We start from the raw sequence: 18,828 nt of genomic DNA, 5'->3' as shown, positions 1-18,828 counted from the left end.
TTAAAGAATAATGGTCTCTTATAGGAGGTAACGAAGGAAATGAAAAAGCGGTTTGACGGGAATTGAAATTATTTGCGGAGTTTATAAAAAAGGGGAAGGTCCATGCGTATCAGCATGGACCTTTCGTGTCTCGTTATTAATGATTACTATGCGGTATATCGCATTTGTTCTGAATGAACCGAATCTGATTCTCGAGCCGGTTTATTTCTTCCTGTTGCTCGGCTGTGGAAGCGGAACCGTTTCTTAACGAGTCAAGCTGTGAAATAAGATTAGGCAAATCGGTAGAAGCATTTGCGCAATCATAGCTGCTGTTCAAATCTGAAGTCATGGCAGAAGTCACTCTCCCTCTGTATTGTAGAAGCGATTGCCCGCTATTTAGTATGTTCCGGATCAGGAATTATGATTCAAACTTGTGACAAAATTAGCATATTAGATTCCGGCCGTACATACCTGTATAGAAAGCATTTGCAAAACTAATAGGAGGCGGTATCGTTTGGCACAGGAATATGCCTATATGGCCGTATGGCTTCTAGGCTTGTTTGGCATCGTGGGTACGGTTAGCGCTTGTGTGGCAAGGTTTGTCGTCAAAGACTCCTTTTCTTACGATCAGACACATGTATGGCGCAGAAAGCTGCCTCCTGAAACGAAGAAAAAATGATAGGATAAGAAAAAATCGGCTGTCCGCGATTGCGGCAGCCGATTTTCCGGTTTTAGAAGGTTGGCAGATTGTCGAGATTATTGTCCTTGCGGCCATCCGCGTTAGAGCGGAGATGATCTTCATGGTCGCGGCCTTTAAAAACGTTTAATCCCGCAATTTCATTATTTTTAACCATCGTTTGAGCGGTTTTATAATCGACGACCTTGCCAGACGTTAACTGCAGCTCAACAATATCGCCGTCTCCGTTCTTGCGTACGGCAACTACTTCTTCTTGTGTGTGATCCATATTTATCATCCTCCCGATAATAGTATGGATCGAATCGGCAAAATGCATGCATGCGCCTGTAAGCACAACAATTCTTTGACCGGACTCCATCCGTTTGCATAAGCTACAGCAAGAGCGGATGTCTGCAGCGCCAGTAGCGCGGTGGATGTCTGCTTGTTATTTTTGAATTTCGTAAATTGCGAGCTCTTCCACGAAACGCATTTTCCCGGTGCGTCCAATGAACTCTTCCATATTGTCGTTATAATGCATCAGCCACACCTTCTCCTGAATGTCCTCAGGCAGCGTCAGCAGCTCGTCCAGACTCGCATGAACAACTCCCGGAGAGATCAGCTGGCAGTCGTGGAAGATCGTTGTTACCCCATTTGCGGTCAATTCCTTCAGCAATCCGCCGTCAAACTTCATATCCGCGGAATAAAAAAACGTCCCGTTAAAGAGGAAGGAATAGCTTAGCTTGCCCGCGATATGATCCGTCCGGATCAGCTTCACATGAATCCCGGGATGGATTTCGCGCGTTTCGCCTTCCTTGATAGGTCGAACGTCAAAGAAATCGGACAGCGCGTTAAGCGGCTCCTGTGTCAGACCTCCGCGAAGCGTCTGCTCCCATAATGGTTCAACAAGCGTATCGGCAATATACAGGACAGGCTTTCGGCCATAACGGAACATCATCTGGAACGCGTATTCCTCCAGCCCGCCGACATGGTCGGCATGCATATGGCTGATCAGCACCGCATCGAGATCATCAAAAGAGTAGCCGGCATCGTGAAGCGACCGGGGCAGCGTAATGCCGCAGTCCACAAGCAGCTTGAAGCCATCAACTTCAATTAAAGCGTTATTATTCGAATATTTTTTCGCGAAAGCACCGCCGGTGCCAAGCATTTGGATTTGCAAGCTCAGAACGCCTCCCATTTCAAGGTTTGTATCCACTGTATCAAATAACGCAAGTTGTTGACAAACAACAGATGCATAATGCCGTCAGCCTACATATAATGCAGAAGCAAAATTGGCGGGAGGATTGAAAGAGATGAGTGCAGCAGCGGCAAAGGGCAAAGGCAAAGTTGCGAAGAAGAAAAAGTCGTCAAGTGAAAGGAAGCAGTACTATTACAAGCTTGTATTGTCCGACACTTGCGCGGTGTGCAAAACGCCATGCGAGCGTGGGATGCGTTATTGGAAGCGAATGCAGGAGCCCGGAGCGGTGGGGAAGGGCGTGCCTTGCGTCTTGACCCGCACTTACAGCTAAGCAGGGAAATACAAAAGTATTTCCTGGGCAAGCGCATGATTCAACAGCTTTTGACAGGTTCAGCCTTGAACTGTCGGGCTTAAAAACTTTTTTTGCTGGGCGCAACTTTGGGCCAAAACCCGAGTATAACCAAACATCCAGACAAACCGGATGGAGGGAGGGTTAACAGCAATGAAAGTCAGATTCAAAAAAGTAGCTATTCTGCTCGCTATTTTGTCGGTATTCGGAGGTACGCTCATTTTTGCCGATTCAGCATCCCAGAAAGTACGCGTCATTGTTAACGGCAGTGAGCTGGATGACGGCGGCATTATTGTGGACGGCAAAACCTACTTGCCTCTTCGCCAGATGGGAAACAGCCTGAATGCGCTTGTTGACTGGGATAATCAGAGCAAGAAAGCCACAATTAACAAGCCTAATGTCCATATGATACTGTTCCAGGATAAAGTCATCTTTGGCAACGTGGACAAAGGCAACAAATATACGTTTAACGTCTTCTCCCAAATCGACAACCTTAAGACGGATATCTCTGCTGTGAAAGTGTCGATTACGGACCCGTATGGAACCGAGAAGGTTATTCAATCCCAAAATGTAAGCATCACGAAGGATAATTTCTGGTACCGGACGGAGGATATCAAATACAACTTCGAATACGCCGGCAAATATGCGGTACGATTCTATTTGAAGACATCGCCTTCCGATGATTGGACGGTTGTATCGGAGAAACTCATCACTTCCCAGTAGAACATGCTGGTAGTAAGACGCTCTGCGCTGCGGCAGGGCGTCTTTTGTTTGACCGGCGTTCCTCTGCATGGTACGATACGTAAGTATGCATAAATAACTGAAATGGGGTAATTCCATGAGCGAGCATCAACATCAGCATGGCGAAGACTGCGGCTGCGGACATGATCATGAACATGATGAACATGTGTTCATCGTGACAGACGACGAAGGCCAAGAGCGTGAAATGGTCATGGTCTATACATTTGAATCGGAGAATAACGTATACGCCGTATTGCTGGATCGCAACGATCCGGAGGCTGACGGCGTTATCTTCCGTATCGAAGAAGAGAACGACGAAGCATTCCTCGTTGGTATCGAGGACGATGCAGAGTGGGACCGCGTGACTGCGATCTACGAAGAAATCGCGCGTACCGAGAACGAGAACAAAGAAGGTTAATGACCGAAAACACCCGTCTTATCCAAGTGGCTCATAAAGCCCGGATAGACGGGTGTTTTTTCGGTATGTATTCTATTTGCGCGGGTTGTAATAAATCGTGCGGCCGTTAAACATCGTAAGTTCGGCAAGCAGCTGTTTGGCCAAATACTTGCATAACTCGTTGGCTTTTGCCTTGTCGCCATGGGTGGACCCGTCGGGAAGGACGACTTGAATGGTGGAAGGGCCCTCGGCTCCATTGCCAAACACAATATATTTGTACCCGGGATTGGTGCCTTGCAAGTAAAACCATCGGTCATCCTGCTTCGATTCGATCGTATACGGAAAAGCCGCGTTTGCATAATCCCAGTCAAGCTGCGTTCCGGTTAAAGCGGTCTGTTCCCGGTAATGCAAAAGCTTCTCCTTCAGTTCATCGAGCGGAAGTTCATTAACGGCAGATCCTTGAACAAGCTTAATAAATGCGCTTTGACTCATTTATCCCACCCCCATCTCATCATAGCATGGCACTCTGAAGGTTTACAATAAGTGGAATCATACGAAAAAGCCAACAGCATCGCTTAAAGGCGCTGCTGTTGGCTTTTGGCTTAGAAGATCGCGTTTTCTTCTACGATAACTTTAACGAACTGAATGCTGCGGTCTTCCGGCCCTTTGACAGGCAGGCCAACCTCAACATGATCCACGATATAGTCGATGTTCTTCTGCGAGATGACTTCACCCGGCAGCAGAATCGGAATGCCCGGCGGATAGACGTAAATAAATTCGGCGATAATCCGTCCGGCCGATTCCTTGAACGGCACGATCTCGGTCTCGCCATAGAAAGCGTCGCGCGGCGTAAGGGACAGCTGCGGGATATCCGGAATTTTGACAACAAGCTCGCGGGCTTCGGCGCCTTCATGGTACGTTTCGGACAAACCGCGGAGCGCTTGCAGCAATTTATCGATCGACTCGGAGGTATCTCCGGGCGTCACAAGGCAAAGAATGTTATACATATCGCTCATCTCGATCTCTACGTTGTAGTGATCGCGGAGCCAGTTCTCAACCTCGTACCCGGTTACGCCAAGATGGCGCACATGGACCGTAACCTTGGTTGGATCATAATCATAGGTTGCTTCGTCGCCCAGAATATCTTCGCCAAAGCAATAAAGGCCAGGGATCTGATTAATCTGCTCGCGGGCATATTGGGCGAGTTCAATCGCGCGTTCCGCGATTTCATGTCCGTTAATCGCCAGATTGCGGCGGGAAGTGTCGAGCGATGCGAGCAAAATATAGGATGTCGAAGTGGTCGTCAGCATACTCAGGATCGTCTGGATGCGGAACGGGTTAATCCGACCTTTGCGTACGTTCAGCACCGAGCTTTGCGTCATGGAGCCGCCAAGCTTATGTACGCTTGTAGCTGCCATATCGGCACCGGCCTGCATGGCGGACATCGGAAGCTTCTCATGGAAATGAATAAGCACGCCATGGGCTTCGTCAACAAGTACCGGAATATCATAGCTGTGAACGAGGTCCACAATTTCCTTCAGATTCGCGCAAATGCCGAAATAGGTCGGATTAATGACCAGAACGGCTTTGGCATCCGGATGGCGGTCAAGCGCTCGCTTCACCGAGCGGGTCGTAATGCCGTGGTCGATCCCGAGATTCGAATCGCGCGCGGGCGAGATAAATACCGGACGCGCGCCGGCGAAAATAATGGCGGCCATTACCGATTTGTGAATGTTGCGCGGTACGATAATTTTGTCGCCCGGGCTGCAGACGGTCAGTATCATCGTAATGATTGCGCCGCTGGTGCCTTGAACGGAGAAATACGTGTAATCGGCGCCAAACGCGTCGGCGGCAAGTTTTTGCGCTTCTTCAATAACGCCGGTTGGCTGATGCAAATCATCAAGCGGAGCAATATTTATAAGATCGATCGACAAGGCGTTGTCGCCGATAAATTCGCGAAACTCAGTATCGCTGCCGAGACCTTTCTTATGCCCCGGAATATGAAATTGTACCGGATCGTTCTCCGCATGGCGGCGGAGTGCGCTGAAGAGCGGGGTTTTGTTATGATCCATCGCTTTCGTCCCTGCCTTTCGACTGTCGTCAAATGTCTAATGTACAAACAAAGTTGAGTATAGCAAAAACAAGTCGGAATGCAAGCAACATTTTATCGATGCAGCCGGGCATTCCGCAGCTGGGCACGTATTGTTCTCCATTTGTTCATAACTATTGCCAGCTTGATATGTTACGATAAGGGATGGGGTGAAGACTAAATGCGAGATAAACGACTTCTAATAGTAATGGCTATTCTAATGACCACCTTCATCGGGTTTGGGATTATTATTCCTGTTATGCCTGAAATGATTAAAGCCGTCAGCCCGGGTAATGCCGAGCATCATACGGGTTTAATGCTTGCGCTTTACTCAGCCGTATCGTTCATACTCTCTCCATATTGGGGAGGCTTATCCGACCGGATCGGCCGGAGGCCGATTATTATTATCGGCGTGACCGGGTTTGCGATCAGCTTTTTCTTGTTTGGCTTATCTTCCGACAACTTGACCATGATGTATCTCTCCCGTATTCTCGGGGGCTTGTTCTCCGGAGCGGTCACATCGGTTATCGTTGCTTACGTAGCGGATATTACGCCGCCGGAGCAGCGTACAAAAGGAATGGGGCTTGTCGGGATGTCGATTGGCTTCGGCTTTACGATTGGTCCCGGCGTAGGCGGTCTGCTCAGTCAGGTTTCGCTTGAAGCGCCTTTTTACGCGGCTTCGGTCATGGCATTAATTACTTTGTTTTTCGCAATAACCAAGCTGAAGGAATCGTTGCCGCCAGAGAAACGAAGAGCATCGGGCGAGAAGCGGGAATCCCGCTGGTCGGCATTTACCGGGCCGCTCAAGTTTTTGTATGTGCTCGCGTTCTTCGTTACGTTTACTCTCGCCGGCATGGAAGCAACGCTGCAGTTCTTCGGCATTCAGCGTTTTGACGTAACGCCGGTTCAGGTAGGCATGCTGTTCTTCGTCTGCGGCTTTGTTGGCGCGCTTGTGCAAGGCGGCGTTGTCCGGCGCAGAATCAAGAGGGGGCAGGAGCCTCAATACATTGCGCTTGGCCTGATTATTTCGGCGATTGGTTTCTTCCTGCTGCTGGCTGCCCATTCCTTGTGGTGGGCTACCTTGTCGCTTGCCGTATTTGGCATCGGCAACTCGCTGATCCGTCCGTGCGTAACCTCGTTGATTACCCAGAAGACAAAGGTGGGGCAAGGCGTTGCCTCCGGCCTCAGCTCTTCGATGGACAGCCTCGGACGAATTCTTGGACCGCTTGTTGGGTCGTTCTTGTTTACGCTCGATTTGCGTCTGCCGTACGTATCCGGCGGCATCCTATGTCTCTTGGCACTGATCCTGCTCGCGCAGTTCCGCAGAATGGATAATACGGCGGGTTCTGCTGCAGCACAGGAATAGATTGCGGCGAAAAGCCGGCTTCTCATGAATGGATGAGGAGCCGGCTTTTTTTATTGTTTTCCAAAGAATGGCATGTACAAGATCGGCATATAAATGAGGTAGAGCAAAAAGAGGTGAAGGGAAGAATGGGGATACTGTCTTGGCGCAGGTGGGCGGCCATTATTATGGGAAGCCTGCTTATATCGGTCGGAATTAATTTTTTTCTTGTTCCGTTAATGATATTGGATGGGGGATTGATAGGAATTGCCCTCATTGTCAATTATCTGCTACATATTCAGGTTGGTCTGACTATGCTGTTTTGCAGTATCCCGATATTTGCCCTTGTTTGGTTTCAAAGCCGGAGCATGATCTACCAGAGCCTGAACGGCCTGCTGTTATCCAGCTATGTCATTGATTTGCTTAGCCCGTACCGTTTCCATTTTCTCTATTACATTGAATGGACTCCTTTTACGCGCGCGGTGCTTGGCGGCTTTTGCATCGGGACAGGCCTTGGAATCATGCTTAGAAACGGCACCTCAACGGGAGGGACGGATCTGCTGGCTCATTTCTTGTCCCGCTATATCCCGCTAAACGTTGGGGTTATTATTTTTCTAACGGATTTTATCATTATCGGGACGGGAGCCATTCTGCTGCCGGAAGATACGTTTCTGCTATCACTCATAACGGTTGCGGCAGGGGGAGTGGCGACAAGTCTCTGCACGTGGAATTTGCCTCATAATCATCAATTCAAGCATCATTAATAAAGCCGAAGGCAAGGCGGGAAGCCGCTCTCTTGAAAGAGGGGATTCCTGCCTTGCCTTCGGCTTTTTGGATCGAATCCTTTAAGGGGCTAACCCTTTCATAATAAAAGCGATGGTCGCTTCCCGTTCCTGCTCATCATCCCAATTGCTGCCTTCCCGTTTGCCGTAAACCATTCGTATGGCGGCATAACCCACGAGGGAGGAGACCGTAAGTCTTATAATCGTATAAGGGGACCAGTTCACAAGACTGCCTTCTTCCTGGAACCTGCGGATATTGGGCGTAATCTTCTCGAACACCTTCGCGAGGATCAGCTTCTCGAATTGTTCCTGCAGTTCGGGATGGAACGGAATTTCCTGGATGAAAATTTTAAGCACGTTTAAATGCTTATCAAGAAAAGCCAGCCTATTCTCGAGAATCGCGCGCAGCATCTGGTCGTAGCTGTCGTATTTGCCGTCCAGCACTTTATAGAACTCCCTCATCACGAACGGAGCGACAAGCTTTGCCATCACCGGCGCCACGATGGAGACAAGCAATTCTTTTTTTGTTTTGTAATGCCGGAAAATCGTCCCCTCCGCAACTCCCGCGCGTTGTGCGATCTCGCTCGTGGATGAAGCGGCAAAACCCTTCTCCGCAAATATTTCGGAAGCAGCCCTGACGATCTTCAGCTGCTTATCGGTCATCGATTTCTCGTCGCCAAGCTTGTTCAGCTCATCCAGCCATTCTTCAATCGGCTCGCTCATGCCAGACACTCCCTTTTTACCCATTCCTCTCATTATAGCAGAAAAAGAAACATGCCTACATGACGCGTTGCTTCTTTAACGCCGCAACGTTGAGAAGGGCGAACAGGATCGAAAGGCCTGCCAGCACGTAGATATCCAGCTGGATATCCGAAATACCTTCCCCGCGGATCATTATACCCCGCATGGCATCCGCTCCGTAGTACAACGGCATGATATAGCTTAGCTTTTGCAGAACGGGATTCATGGCATCCAGATTAAATAGACCGGAGAAAAATGCCTGAGGCACGATGATAATCGGAATGAACTGAATGATTTGAAATTCGCTGCTGGCAAACGAAGACAATAATGTGCCAAGCGTTAAGGCGGTTAATGACAGCAGCAGATTAATGAGCAGCATATTGACGATATGGCCCGCCATCGACATGCCAAGCACCTGTACGGAGAACCAGGCGATGAGGGAAGCCTGAAGCAGCGTGAAGATGCCAAAGCCCGCCAAGTAGCCGAGCACAATCTCCGATCTGCGGATTGGCGTCGCCAGCAGCCTTTCCAGCGTGCCGCTTGTACGTTCGCGCAGGAAGGATACTCCCGCCAGCAGGAAGACAAAGAAAAAAGAAAAGAAGCCGATGAGTACAGGGCCAAACGAATCAAAGGAGGCCATATCCGGTCCTCCGTACAAATAGTGCACCGTTGGAGCAAGCTCTTGAACATTGCTCTGAAGCGCCTTTTGCATGAGAAGCTGCGTGCTGCGGCTTACCGACGGATCGCTTCCTTCCAGCGTAATGTCCGGCTTGCCGTCCTTAACTTGGACAAGGGCATCTAGCTCTCCGTTATGAAGGGCTTTATCTGCCGCTTCGACGGTTTCGTAGACGGTAATGCTGGCATTCTGCTCTTCCAGCTGGACGGCAAAAGCGCTTGCGGGTCCAATCAAGCCGATTTCGGGCGACACGGTTCTGCCGTCAAAAACAAGTTTCGTTAAGCTCAGGATGAGCAGCGGAGCGAGGAACAACAAGGCCAATGTCCGTTTGTCCCGGACGAACTGGCGGATAATGCGAACAACCAGCGCGCGAATTCTCATGCTTGTGCCTCCTTACGGCTGCCAAGGGCGATAAATGCTTCTTCGATCGTATGGACTCCGGCTTGCTCGATAATAGCTTCGGGAGTGTCCAGCGCAATTAATTTACCGTCGCGGATAAGTGCCAAACGGTCGCATTTCTCGGCTTCGTCCATGACGTGAGTGGTAACGATAATCGTTACGCCTTGCTGCGTCAGGGCACGCAGCTCATCCCAGATGGATTGCCGGAGTACGGGATCGACACCAACCGTCGGCTCGTCAAGCACAAGAAGCTGAGGCTCATGCAGCAGGGCAATGGCAAGCGACAGGCGGCGTTTCATGCCGCCGGAATAAACGCTTGCCGGTTTATCCAAATATTCCGTCAAGTTCACTAATGCTGCAGCGGACTGAATTCGGGAAGCAAGAGCTTTGCCGGACAGCCCGTAGAGCGAACCGTAAAAGGCCATGTTTTCCTTGCCGGTCAGCTCCTGATAAAGAGCATCGGACTGCGCCATATAGCCTATGGCTTGAAGCATCCTGAGCTGCGGCATGAACTCGCCGAACAATTCAACCTGACCGGCGTCGGCCCGGTCAATGCCGGTTATGAGCTTGATTAGCGTTGTTTTCCCTGACCCCGAAGGTCCCAAAAGTCCAAATAGCTCCCCGCGAGGAACGGTGAGGTTAATATCGTCCAATACCTTCCGATCCCCAAACCGTCTCGTGATTCCGGAGACGGCAATAGCAGGCTTTTCCGCTGATTTCGTCAATAGAAACACCTCTTTGAATGAAGTGAGTGAATACTCACTTTCAGTATAAATACCGTCAGCCCAACTGTAAAGTGAGTACTTGCTCATTTTTTTATACTGGACCTAAGTCGTAGAAGCGCTCCGACCAGAGGCGAGAGCAAATACCGTCTCGAGACGTTTTTACATTATTTTCAATGCAGGTATGCTTAGAAATGTCAAAAACACATAAAAGAGAAATCCGAATAGGGAGAAGGAGTAGTTGTAATGAATAAGTTAACCGAATGGTCGTTCCGCAACAAGGCGGCCGTTATCCTGATCGTCGTTATGGCATTGACGGTTGGGGTCATCAGTTATTTGAAGCTGCCAATGGAGTTCCTGCCGGAAGCGGATAACCCGCAAGTGATGGTGACCGTCATCGGGCCAGGCATGGACGCCAAATCGATGGAGCAGCAAGTGACCAATCCGCTCGAAGAAGCGGTTATGTTCACGAAAGGCAAGACCGATATGTTCTCGACTTCGGGGAACGGTTATGCCCAGGTTAACGTAAATTTCGATTCCAATACGAATATGAAGGAAGCTAAAGCAGAGATTGAGCGATCCGTTGATCAGGTACAGCTTCCGCAAGGCGTCATGAAACCTTTTGTCGTACAGTTTAATACGTCGATGATTCCGATCTCCTGGATCGTGGTTACGTTTGACGAAGGTCTAAGCGAGCAGGAGAAGGATGCCAAGATCAAGCTGGTCAATACGGAATTGCAGAAGTCTGAGGGAGCGGGTCAGATCAGCGTAAACGGCAGGTCGACGCCATCGATCCACATTACTCCCGATACGGATAAGCTGGCGCAAAAAGGACTTCCGGTGCAATCCCTGCTCGGCGTGCTGCAAGGACGCGGCGTATCCGCTTCGATCGGCGAACGCAACGTGGACGGCGCAGCCGGCAACATTAATGTTTATGACGAAGTAACCGGCATCGATACGCTTCGCAATCTTCCGGTTGCGCCTGGCGTGAAGCTGTCCGATGTCGCGAAGGTTGAGCAGGCGAAAGAGCAGGAGAGCATCAGCCGGATGAACGGCAAGGACGCGATTTTGTTCACGGTATCGAAGTCGGCTAATGCCAACGCCGTATCTACGGGCAAAAACGTCGAGAAAACGGTCGAGCGTCTGAACAAGGATGTAAAAGGCGTTGACGCGGTTGTTCTGCTCAGCACGGCCGAATCGGTTACTCATTCGGTAAACAGCATGCTTCGCGAAGTACTGATGGGTGCATTGTTTGCAACAATCATCATCCTGCTCTTCATGCGTAATTTCCGCGCGACGCTGGTTACAATCGTATCCATTCCGTTGTCGCTTGGCATCACGCTGTACCTGCTTGATCTGTCCGGCGTAACCCTTAATATCATTACGCTTGGCGGTGTGGCTGTAGCGGTTGGACGTCTCGTTGACGACAGTATCGTTGTTATCGAGAACATCTACCGCAGGCTGCAAAAGGAGCCATTCTCGGTTACCGTAATTACCGATGCAACAAAAGAAGTCGCAACAGCGATTACCTCTTCTACGCTGGTTACGGTTGCGGTATTCCTTCCGATGGGTCTTCTCCGAGGTTCCCTGCAGGCCTTCCTGCTGCCGTTCGCGTTGACCGTAGCGTATTCGCTCTTATCTTCGCTGCTAGTTGCCTTAACGGTTGTGCCGCTGCTCAGCGCGATTCTGCTTCGGGGCACGAAGGAAAAGCCGCATAAAGGCTCCGAGAAATTTGCATCGTTTATCCGTTGGAATCTGAAGCACAAATGGGTGACTCTTCTTATCGCCTTGCTTCTGTTCGTAGGCTCTATCGGCTCTTACGCGATGATGCCGAAGGGTGCGCTTGACTCCTCCAGCGCGGAGAATTTGAACATTTCCTTGCAGTATCCGAGCGATACGCCGTCCGAGAAGGTTGAGCAGGGCGGCACGCAGCTCGAGAATTTCCTGAAGGACAGCAAAAGCGTGGAATGGGTCATCATGCAGCTTGGCAACAGCTCTGAAAATGCGCAATTCGGTTCGGTATCCTCGCCGACGCTTGTTACGTATATGGTTGATTTGAAGAAAGGCGTGGACGCCGAAGTATTTATGGATGAAGTGAAGAAGCAAAAAACGAATTTCAGCGATGCCGAGCTTTCAGTAAATACGACGGATTTGATGATGGGCGGCGGAGGCTCGCAAGTCTTCGTTGACGTTACGGGCGATGATCCCGAGAAGCTGACGCAAACAGCGGATCAGTTGATTGCCGCAATCAAGCCAATTAAAGGCGTTCTTAAAGTACAAAGCAACCAGGAAGAGAAAAAGCCGGTGTATACGTTCCAGGTGGACCCGGAAAAAGCGAAAGGCCAGGAAGTTTCGACGCAGCTGCAGAGCATCCTCAATCCGGTGCCGGTTGGCAGCATCAAGGTAGACGGACGCGACACCTCAGTCGTTGTGCAGCCGGTTATCAATCCGGATACCGAAGCGGCTCTTAAGAATCTAACCATTGCTACAGAATCCGGCGTGGTTCCGGTATCAAGCGTAGCGAAGCTGGTCCGCACGGAAGAACCTAGCTTGTATTACCATAAGGAAGGCAAAGTCTATGTACGGATTACGGCTGATGCGGATCCGCAGAAGCTATCGGTTGTAGGCGCGGATATTAAGAAAGCCGCAGATAAGCTGCAGCTTCCGAATGGCGTTGAACTGAAGGTTGGCGGCGCATCGGCTGACCAGGCAAGCGATTTTGCAGACATTGGCATGACGGCGCTCATCTCGATCGGCATCGTGTACTTGATCATGGTTTTGACGTTCAAAACGTTGCGCGCTCCGCTCGCCATTATGTTCTCCTTGCCGCTTGCGGCGATTGGCGCAGTCGTAGGCCTCTTGATCTCCGGCGTTACGCCTGACTTTACGGCGATGTTTGGCGCGTTGATGCTGATAGGCATCGTTGTGACGAACGCGATCGTTCTCATAGACCGCGTGAAGCAAAACGAAGAAACGATGTCGATCCGCGATGCGCTTGTAGAAGCGGCAACGACCCGGATGCGTCCGATCATCATGACGGCTGTCGCAACGATTTGCGCTATGCTTCCGCTTGTATTCGGAGCCAGCGAATCGGGCAGTATCGTATCGCAGAGTCTAGCGATCGTCGTGATCGGCGGTCTGGCTGCGGCCACGCTTCTGACGCTGATCGTTGTTCCTTGCATGTACGAATTGTTCTTCTTCCGCGCTTCCCGCAAGCAGCGCCGTGCTAAAGCACAAGCTGCCAAAACGGTTACAGCGGTCTAATCCCAATCAAAAAAAGCTGTGCGGAGTTCAATTCCGCACAGCTTTTCTGTTCTCCCCAAAGCCTTTGTATCGTTTTTTTGCTATTTTTCAGGTTAATTGGCAAGCGGAGCGTTTGAATGATTCTGGAGAAGCGTTAGCGTTCGTTTTTGTGAAGGGATTCCAACCTTGTTCAATCTAGTCAAAGGAATCCCTGAGCAATGGCGATCGGAAGAACATTCAAATGCGCAGTCTGCCCCTTTAACCCAACTTAGCAGCCAAACGATACAAAGGCATCAACGTTTCATAGGTATCCTGAGCAAGCTTGTACAGCGCGTCCCCATCGTGAAGAAGAGGATCGCCGGCAGGAAGATGGCGGCCGATCAGCAGCTCGGCTTTTTGCACGTCGCGAAGGCGGGTAAGGGCGTTGATCCAGTCCTGCTTGCTCATTTCGCTTACGGCCTTGGACTCCTTCTTCATATGGTCGAGCGAAATCGCGTAATCCGAAGGTACAGCCGCGATTACTTCGTCCAGATGGTCCAGATAGATGGAAGCGATTTTGGACTTATTAGGAGCCTCATAAATAAGGGCAAACCACAGAAACAGATGGTCGTCGAACAAGCCAAGCTGGAAATGAGGATGCGCTTTGTAACCGCGTTTATTGTTGCAGATGGCAAGCCAGGTATCCTTGGGCGGATTCACGGTCCGGCGGGCATGCTTGGCGATATGCAAGTACATTTCGTCGCCTGCATGCACCGCAATGTCGCCGGCAAGCTTTTCGCCCAGATAGCGGAACTTCGGACGAATTCGCTCCTCAATGGCAGCCATGCGCTGCTCCAGTCCTTCGATCAGAAACGTGTCAAAATCCTTTTGCTCAAAGCCCGCAAAGGTGCCGGTTGTTGGGGTTGTGGTCATCTATTTGATCTCTCCTCGTAATGAAAGCCGATAATTAAGCTTGATTATAGCACGTTTGTTCCTATCCGCGCATCTAGGACCATCTTGACGCGGAAGTACGCATGTTGTAAATTTATCTAAATATTCCAACAGCTTTGATCAAGGTCGAGCATTAAGCCAATGTTCATTTCAGAGAGGAAGCCCACCGCTGCGAGGCTTCCATGAACGCTTAAGACTCATCCTGCCTTGTGAGCTGCAAAGGCTGCCTTTTCCAAATCGGTCTTTGCCGGGATGAGAATCCCGTTATCTATTAGAGAGCCGGCAGCATTGCTGCCCCGGTTAACAAAGGGTGGTACCACGAGCACATTCGTCCCTTGCGAATGTGCTCTTTTTTATACCTATAGTCAGGAGTGAGAACGATGCGTCAAAGTCAACTGTTATTGCCAACCTTGCGCGAAGCGCCTTCCGAAGCGGAAGCAATCAGCCATCGGCTGATGCTGCGAGCAGGCCTAATCAGGCAGCTTGCTGCCGGAATTTATACGTATTTGCCAACGGGCCGGCGGGTGCTGCGCAAGCTGGAGGCGATTATTCGGGAGGAAATGGACAACGCCGGCTGCCAGGAGGTGTTTATGCCCGCGATGCAGCCCGCCGATCTATGGCGGCAATCCGGGCGCTACGAGAAATACGGTCCCGAGCTGGTCCGGCTGAAGGACAGGCATGACCGTGAATTCGCGCTTGGTCCGACTCATGAGGAAGTCATTACGGATCTGGTGCGCGGGGAAGTCAGCTCTTACCGTCAGCTGCCGGTTACGTTGTATCAGATCCAGACCAAATTCCGGGACGAGAAGAGACCTCGTTACGGCTTGCTTCGCGGCAGGGAATTTATGATGAAGGATGCCTACTCCTTCGATGCCGACTGGGAAGGGCTTCATGACAGCTATCAAAAGATGTATGATGCCTATCACCGGATATTTTCTCGCTGCGGGCTGCATTTCCGTCCGGTGGAAGCGGATGCGGGTACCATAGGCGGAGAAGGCGGCACCCACGAATTTATGGCGCTTGCCGATATCGGCGAGGATACGATCGCGGCCTGCGACCACTGTCAATATGCGGCGAATCTCGAGAAAGCGGGCTATAGAATCCCTGAGACGGCTGTAAGTACAGGAGACTCAGCTGCTTACCCTGTGCCGGAGAAAATCCATACTCCGAATGTCAGAAAAATCGAGGAGCTTGTTCAGGCGCTGGGTACTTCCGCGGATAAGATGCTGAAGACGCTGCTGTTCCTAGCGGGCGGCAACCCTGTCGCGGTAATCGTCCGAGGCGATCATGAAGTCAACGAGATTAAGCTCGCAGGCTTGCTGCGGGCGGATAAGCTGGAGCTTGCCGATCAGGAGACGACGGAGAGATTGACAGGCGCGGCAATTGGCTTTGCCGGACCAATCGGATTAAGCATTCCGGTTATCGTTGATTACTCCGCTGCGGATACGGATTCCGCCATTGCAGGCGCAAATGAAACGGACTATCACTGGAAAGATGTCCGTCCCGGCGTGCATTTTGAGATTACCCGGCTGGGCGACGTACGCAATGCCGTGCCGGGGGATAGTTGTCCGAATTGCGCGGAAGGGAAGCTCCGCATGTTCCGGGGGATTGAGGTTGGGCAAGTATTCAAGCTTGGGAACAAGTACAGCGAAGTCATGCAGGCTAATTATCTTGACGCTATGGGATCGGAGAAGCCCATCATAATGGGATGCTACGGAATCGGAATATCCCGCGTCATGTCCGCGGTTGTAGAACAGCATCATGACGAGCAGGGGATTCTCTGGCCGCTTGAGCTGGCGCCTTATCAAGTTCACGTCGTGCCTATATCCTCGAAAGACGAGCAGCAAATGAATGTAGCCGGCAAGCTTTACGGCGAGCTTATGTCCGCCGGCTTTGAGGTGCTGCTGGATGACCGCGACGAGCGTCCGGGCGTGAAGTTCAAGGATTCCGATCTGATCGGCATCCCGGTCCGGATTGTCGTCGGAAGACAGGCCGCTGACGGAACGATAGAACTGAAGTACAGAGACCAAAAGGAGTCCGTGCAGGCGACGATAGAGGAAGCGTTGACGCTTGTAAGAGATTATTTCGGATCCTAATAAACCCCGCGAGGCGGTCAGGCCTCCGAAATGGACGGCTTGACTGCCCTTTTTTCGAATTGGACGGCCAATCCTTTAAAATTAGTCAATAATCCAAGTTGCCAGATCATAAGATGGAGTATAAGATAGAAGTAAGACCAAATTGTCAGACTATTTCGTCAAATGCTTGAAAGGAGGGATTGCCGTGAATAAGAGCTACGAAGTCGAATATTGCAATTTGGAGCTGCGTTTTGACCGCCGGCAAATCCAAAACCTCATCCGTGATCTCATTCAGGAAGGGTACTCCTTGTATTGGAGCGAGACGGAGGGGCAGTTCCTCATTTCAATTCGAACAGGTCGTAAGCTCGTGAAGTTAAGGTTTCAGCGGATGAAGAACCGTTACAAGATCGTTGGGGATTACACCATTAAGGACGAGAAGCTGTCGGAGTTGCTTGAAAAGCTTATTAATGACACACGTGGACATGCGATAGTCAAGCGGATCAAAGATCGTCAGATCGTCATTGAGAACATCATGTTTGGTGAAATAATACGACTTGTGGAGGTGTCCGGAATGGAACATCGGATTATTTATCAAAAGAAGCCATTCGTAACTATAGAGGAAATGATCAAAGCCTTCCAATCCAAGCGTGCCGAAGAACGCGCGGTGGTGCTGCGTTATGAACTGGATTACGAACTGACGGTACTTTTCGACGCCCTTCAGGAGAATAATGCGGAAGCTATTGCCGAGTCGAAGGAAAAGCTGGCGCTGCTCCGTTCGGAAATGCTGCAGCTGGAGCTTTGAGGTCTCATAAATATTTTTTTTCGAAAAACGAATCAACGGATGGTTCCTGGCGAATCATTTGATTGATTCGTTTTTTTGTACGCGCCGGATTTCTCATTTTCTGGTTAGCATTTCTTCGCAATATAAGGTAAACTTTCTAAAGCGGTCAGGAAAACTAATGGACGATTGCCGACAAATTCCGCGCAAATGGTTTTCATCTCCTTGCAAAAGGAGTAATATAAGACTATTGAAGACCACCATATTATAAAGAAAAGGATGGAAGAACCAAATGGCTAAACAGCAAATTGGCGTTATCGGCCTCGCAGTCATGGGTAAAAACCTTGCCCTGAACATTGAGAGCAGAGGTTTCACTGTATCGGTGTACAACCGTTCCCGTGAGAAAACAGATGAATTGATCAAAGAATCCGCAGGCAAAAACCTTGTTCCTGCATACACAGTTGAAGAGTTCGTGCAATCGCTCGAATCTCCTCGCAAAATACTGATCATGGTACAAGCAGGCGCAGGTACTGACGCAACAATCGACGCTCTTGTTCCGCATCTGGACAAAGGCGACATCATCATCGACGGAGGCAACGCTTATTTCCCTGACACGGTTCGCCGCAGCAAAGCTCTTGAAGAGCAAGGCATCCGCTTCATCGGTACTGGCGTATCCGGCGGTGAAGAAGGCGCGCTGAAAGGCCCTTCCATCATGCCAGGCGGCCAAGAATCGGCTTACAAGCTGGTTGAGCCTATCCTTACAGCTATCTCGGCAAAAGTCGGCGACGACGCTTGCTGCACATATATCGGTCCGGACGGTGCGGGCCACTATGTAAAAATGGTTCACAACGGCATCGAGTACGGCGACATGCAGCTTATCTGCGAAGCTTACGACCTGCTGAAAAACACGCTGGACCTGAACGCTGAAGAGCTTCACAGCATCTTCACGGAGTGGAACAAAGGCGAGCTCGACTCCTACCTGATCGAGATTACGGCCGACATCTTCTCCAAATACGATCCTGAGACTGGCAAGCCAATGGTTGACGTGATCCTCGACTCCGCCGGCCAAAAAGGCACCGGTAAATGGACGAGCCAAAGCTCCCTCGACTTGGGCGTGCCGCTGTCGATCATCACGGAATCCGTATTTACTCGCTTCCTGTCCGCTATGAAAGACGAGCGCATCGCAGCTAGCAAAGTATTGAACGGTCCTGAGAAAAAACCTTTCGAAGGCGACAAAGTAGCCTTCATCGAGTCGGTTCGCAAAGCTCTCTTCGCTTCGAAAATCTGCTCGTACGCACAAGGCTTCGCTCAAATGCGCGCAGCTTCCGAAGAATACGACTGGAACCTGCGTTATGGCGACATCGCAAAAATCTTCCGTGCCGGCTGCATCATCCGCGCGCGCTTCCTGCAAAACATCATGGACGCTTATGACCGCGATCCTAACCTGAGCAACCTGCTTCTTGATCCTTACTTCCAAGGTGTCGTTGATTCGTACCAAGGCGCATGGCGCGAAGTGGTTGGCACAGCCGTAGCTAACGGCGTACCGGTGCCAGCATTCGCAAGCGCATTGTCGTACTTCGACAGCTACCGTTCAGAGCGTCTGCCTGCAAACCTTTTGCAAGCGCAACGCGACTACTTCGGTGCGCATACCTTCAAACGTCTGGACAAAGAAGGCACGTTCCACTACAACTGGATGAATTCCTAATCCGGTTCG

At 50.5% G+C, this 18,828-nt stretch carries 19 protein-coding genes; 10 read left to right on the top strand and 9 right to left on the bottom strand.

Annotated elements, in window-relative coordinates; genetic code table 11:
- Positions 1–136: 136 nt before the first annotated feature.
- Positions 137–340 carry a DUF2524 family protein gene (locus WFK81_RS10215; RefSeq protein WP_336786290.1) on the bottom strand — a complete coding sequence of 68 codons (204 nt, stop codon included), beginning with the start codon at positions 338–340 and terminating at the stop codon, positions 137–139.
- A 153-nt stretch (positions 341–493) separates the two neighbouring features.
- On the opposite strand from WFK81_RS10215, the gene WFK81_RS10210 reads away from it, so the two are divergent.
- Positions 494–658, top strand: a complete 165-nt coding sequence (locus WFK81_RS10210; protein WP_336786289.1) for a hypothetical protein — start codon at positions 494–496, stop codon at positions 656–658.
- A gap of 52 nt (positions 659–710) precedes the next feature.
- Here WFK81_RS10210 and WFK81_RS10205 read toward each other — a convergent pair whose 3' ends face one another.
- Together WFK81_RS10205 and WFK81_RS10200 are read right to left on the bottom strand one after the other, a co-directional pair.
- Positions 711–944 carry a DUF3892 domain-containing protein gene (locus WFK81_RS10205; RefSeq protein WP_336786288.1) on the bottom strand — a complete coding sequence of 78 codons (234 nt, stop codon included), beginning with the start codon at positions 942–944 and terminating at the stop codon, positions 711–713.
- Positions 945–1,100: 156 nt separating this feature from the next.
- Complete coding sequence (locus WFK81_RS10200; protein WP_442956049.1) at positions 1,101–1,838, bottom strand: MBL fold metallo-hydrolase; 738 nt, start codon at positions 1,836–1,838, stop codon at positions 1,101–1,103.
- A gap of 127 nt (positions 1,839–1,965) precedes the next feature.
- On the opposite strand from WFK81_RS10200, the gene WFK81_RS10195 reads away from it, so the two are divergent.
- The 3 genes from WFK81_RS10195 (at position 1,966) to WFK81_RS10185 (ending at position 3,358) form a co-directional block, all read left to right on the top strand.
- A complete protein-coding gene (locus WFK81_RS10195; RefSeq protein WP_336786287.1) occupies positions 1,966–2,181 on the top strand; it encodes a hypothetical protein in 216 nt (71 codons plus the stop codon).
- Between the two features lie 171 nt (positions 2,182–2,352).
- A complete protein-coding gene (locus WFK81_RS10190; RefSeq protein ID WP_336786286.1) occupies positions 2,353–2,922 on the top strand; it encodes a stalk domain-containing protein in 570 nt (189 codons plus the stop codon).
- 115 nt (positions 2,923–3,037) lie between these two features.
- Complete coding sequence (locus WFK81_RS10185) at positions 3,038–3,358, top strand: DUF1292 domain-containing protein (protein WP_127493555.1); 321 nt, start codon at positions 3,038–3,040, stop codon at positions 3,356–3,358.
- Positions 3,359–3,430: 72 nt separating this feature from the next.
- Here WFK81_RS10185 and WFK81_RS10180 read toward each other — a convergent pair whose 3' ends face one another.
- Both WFK81_RS10180 and WFK81_RS10175 read right to left on the bottom strand, forming a co-directional pair.
- Positions 3,431–3,829, bottom strand: coding sequence for a DUF1885 family protein (locus WFK81_RS10180; RefSeq protein ID WP_336786285.1), 399 nt, complete (start codon positions 3,827–3,829; stop codon positions 3,431–3,433).
- Positions 3,830–3,939: 110 nt separating this feature from the next.
- Positions 3,940–5,409 carry an aminotransferase class I/II-fold pyridoxal phosphate-dependent enzyme gene (locus tag WFK81_RS10175; protein WP_336786284.1) on the bottom strand — a complete coding sequence of 490 codons (1,470 nt, stop codon included), beginning with the start codon at positions 5,407–5,409 and terminating at the stop codon, positions 3,940–3,942.
- Positions 5,410–5,607: 198 nt separating this feature from the next.
- On the opposite strand from WFK81_RS10175, the gene WFK81_RS10170 reads away from it, so the two are divergent.
- Positions 5,608–6,792, top strand: a complete 1,185-nt coding sequence (locus WFK81_RS10170; RefSeq protein ID WP_336786283.1) for an MFS transporter — start codon at positions 5,608–5,610, stop codon at positions 6,790–6,792.
- A gap of 125 nt (positions 6,793–6,917) precedes the next feature.
- Complete coding sequence (locus WFK81_RS10165) at positions 6,918–7,532, top strand: YitT family protein (RefSeq protein ID WP_336786282.1); 615 nt, start codon at positions 6,918–6,920, stop codon at positions 7,530–7,532.
- 81 nt (positions 7,533–7,613) lie between these two features.
- Here WFK81_RS10165 and WFK81_RS10160 read toward each other — a convergent pair whose 3' ends face one another.
- Genes WFK81_RS10160 through WFK81_RS10150 form a run of 3 tightly spaced genes read right to left on the bottom strand, consistent with a single transcriptional unit; the run spans position 7,614 to position 10,091 of the window.
- Entirely contained in the window at positions 7,614–8,273 is a 660-nt protein-coding gene (locus WFK81_RS10160) for a TetR/AcrR family transcriptional regulator (RefSeq protein WP_336786281.1), read from the bottom strand.
- Between the two features lie 55 nt (positions 8,274–8,328).
- The gene (locus WFK81_RS10155; protein ID WP_336786280.1) at positions 8,329–9,348 is read right to left on the bottom strand and encodes an ABC transporter permease; all 1,020 of its coding nucleotides are present in this window, start codon (positions 9,346–9,348) and stop codon (positions 8,329–8,331) included.
- Entirely contained in the window at positions 9,345–10,091 is a 747-nt protein-coding gene (locus tag WFK81_RS10150; RefSeq protein ID WP_336786279.1) for an ABC transporter ATP-binding protein, read from the bottom strand. The genes WFK81_RS10155 and WFK81_RS10150 overlap by 4 nt, the downstream gene beginning before the upstream one ends.
- Before the next feature lie 243 nt (positions 10,092–10,334).
- On the opposite strand from WFK81_RS10150, the gene WFK81_RS10145 reads away from it, so the two are divergent.
- Positions 10,335–13,352 (top strand): efflux RND transporter permease subunit, encoded by a 3,018-nt coding sequence (locus tag WFK81_RS10145; RefSeq protein WP_336786278.1) that lies wholly within the window; start codon positions 10,335–10,337, stop codon positions 13,350–13,352.
- A gap of 237 nt (positions 13,353–13,589) precedes the next feature.
- Here WFK81_RS10145 and WFK81_RS10140 read toward each other — a convergent pair whose 3' ends face one another.
- Complete coding sequence (locus tag WFK81_RS10140; protein ID WP_336786277.1) at positions 13,590–14,243, bottom strand: DUF1054 domain-containing protein; 654 nt, start codon at positions 14,241–14,243, stop codon at positions 13,590–13,592.
- Positions 14,244–14,641: 398 nt separating this feature from the next.
- Between WFK81_RS10140 and WFK81_RS10135 the strand changes: the two genes are divergently transcribed.
- The 3 genes from WFK81_RS10135 to gndA all read left to right on the top strand — a co-directional run bounded on the left by WFK81_RS10135 (position 14,642) and on the right by gndA (position 18,819).
- On the top strand, positions 14,642–16,357 hold the full coding sequence (locus WFK81_RS10135) for a proline--tRNA ligase (protein ID WP_336786276.1): 1,716 nt from the start codon (positions 14,642–14,644) through the stop codon (positions 16,355–16,357).
- A 184-nt stretch (positions 16,358–16,541) separates the two neighbouring features.
- Positions 16,542–17,138, top strand: a complete 597-nt coding sequence (locus WFK81_RS10130) for a hypothetical protein (protein ID WP_336786275.1) — start codon at positions 16,542–16,544, stop codon at positions 17,136–17,138.
- A 268-nt stretch (positions 17,139–17,406) separates the two neighbouring features.
- Positions 17,407–18,819, top strand: coding sequence for an NADP-dependent phosphogluconate dehydrogenase (gndA, locus tag WFK81_RS10125; protein WP_248757717.1), 1,413 nt, complete (start codon positions 17,407–17,409; stop codon positions 18,817–18,819).
- The last annotated feature ends 9 nt before the right edge of the window (positions 18,820–18,828 follow it).

The organism is Paenibacillus sp. MMO-177 (assembly GCF_037147795.1).
In the GTDB taxonomy this organism is placed as follows: domain Bacteria; phylum Bacillota; class Bacilli; order Paenibacillales; family Paenibacillaceae; genus Pristimantibacillus.
Note: the sequence above shows the minus strand (reverse complement) of the source record. Positions and strands in the feature narration are given on the sequence as shown.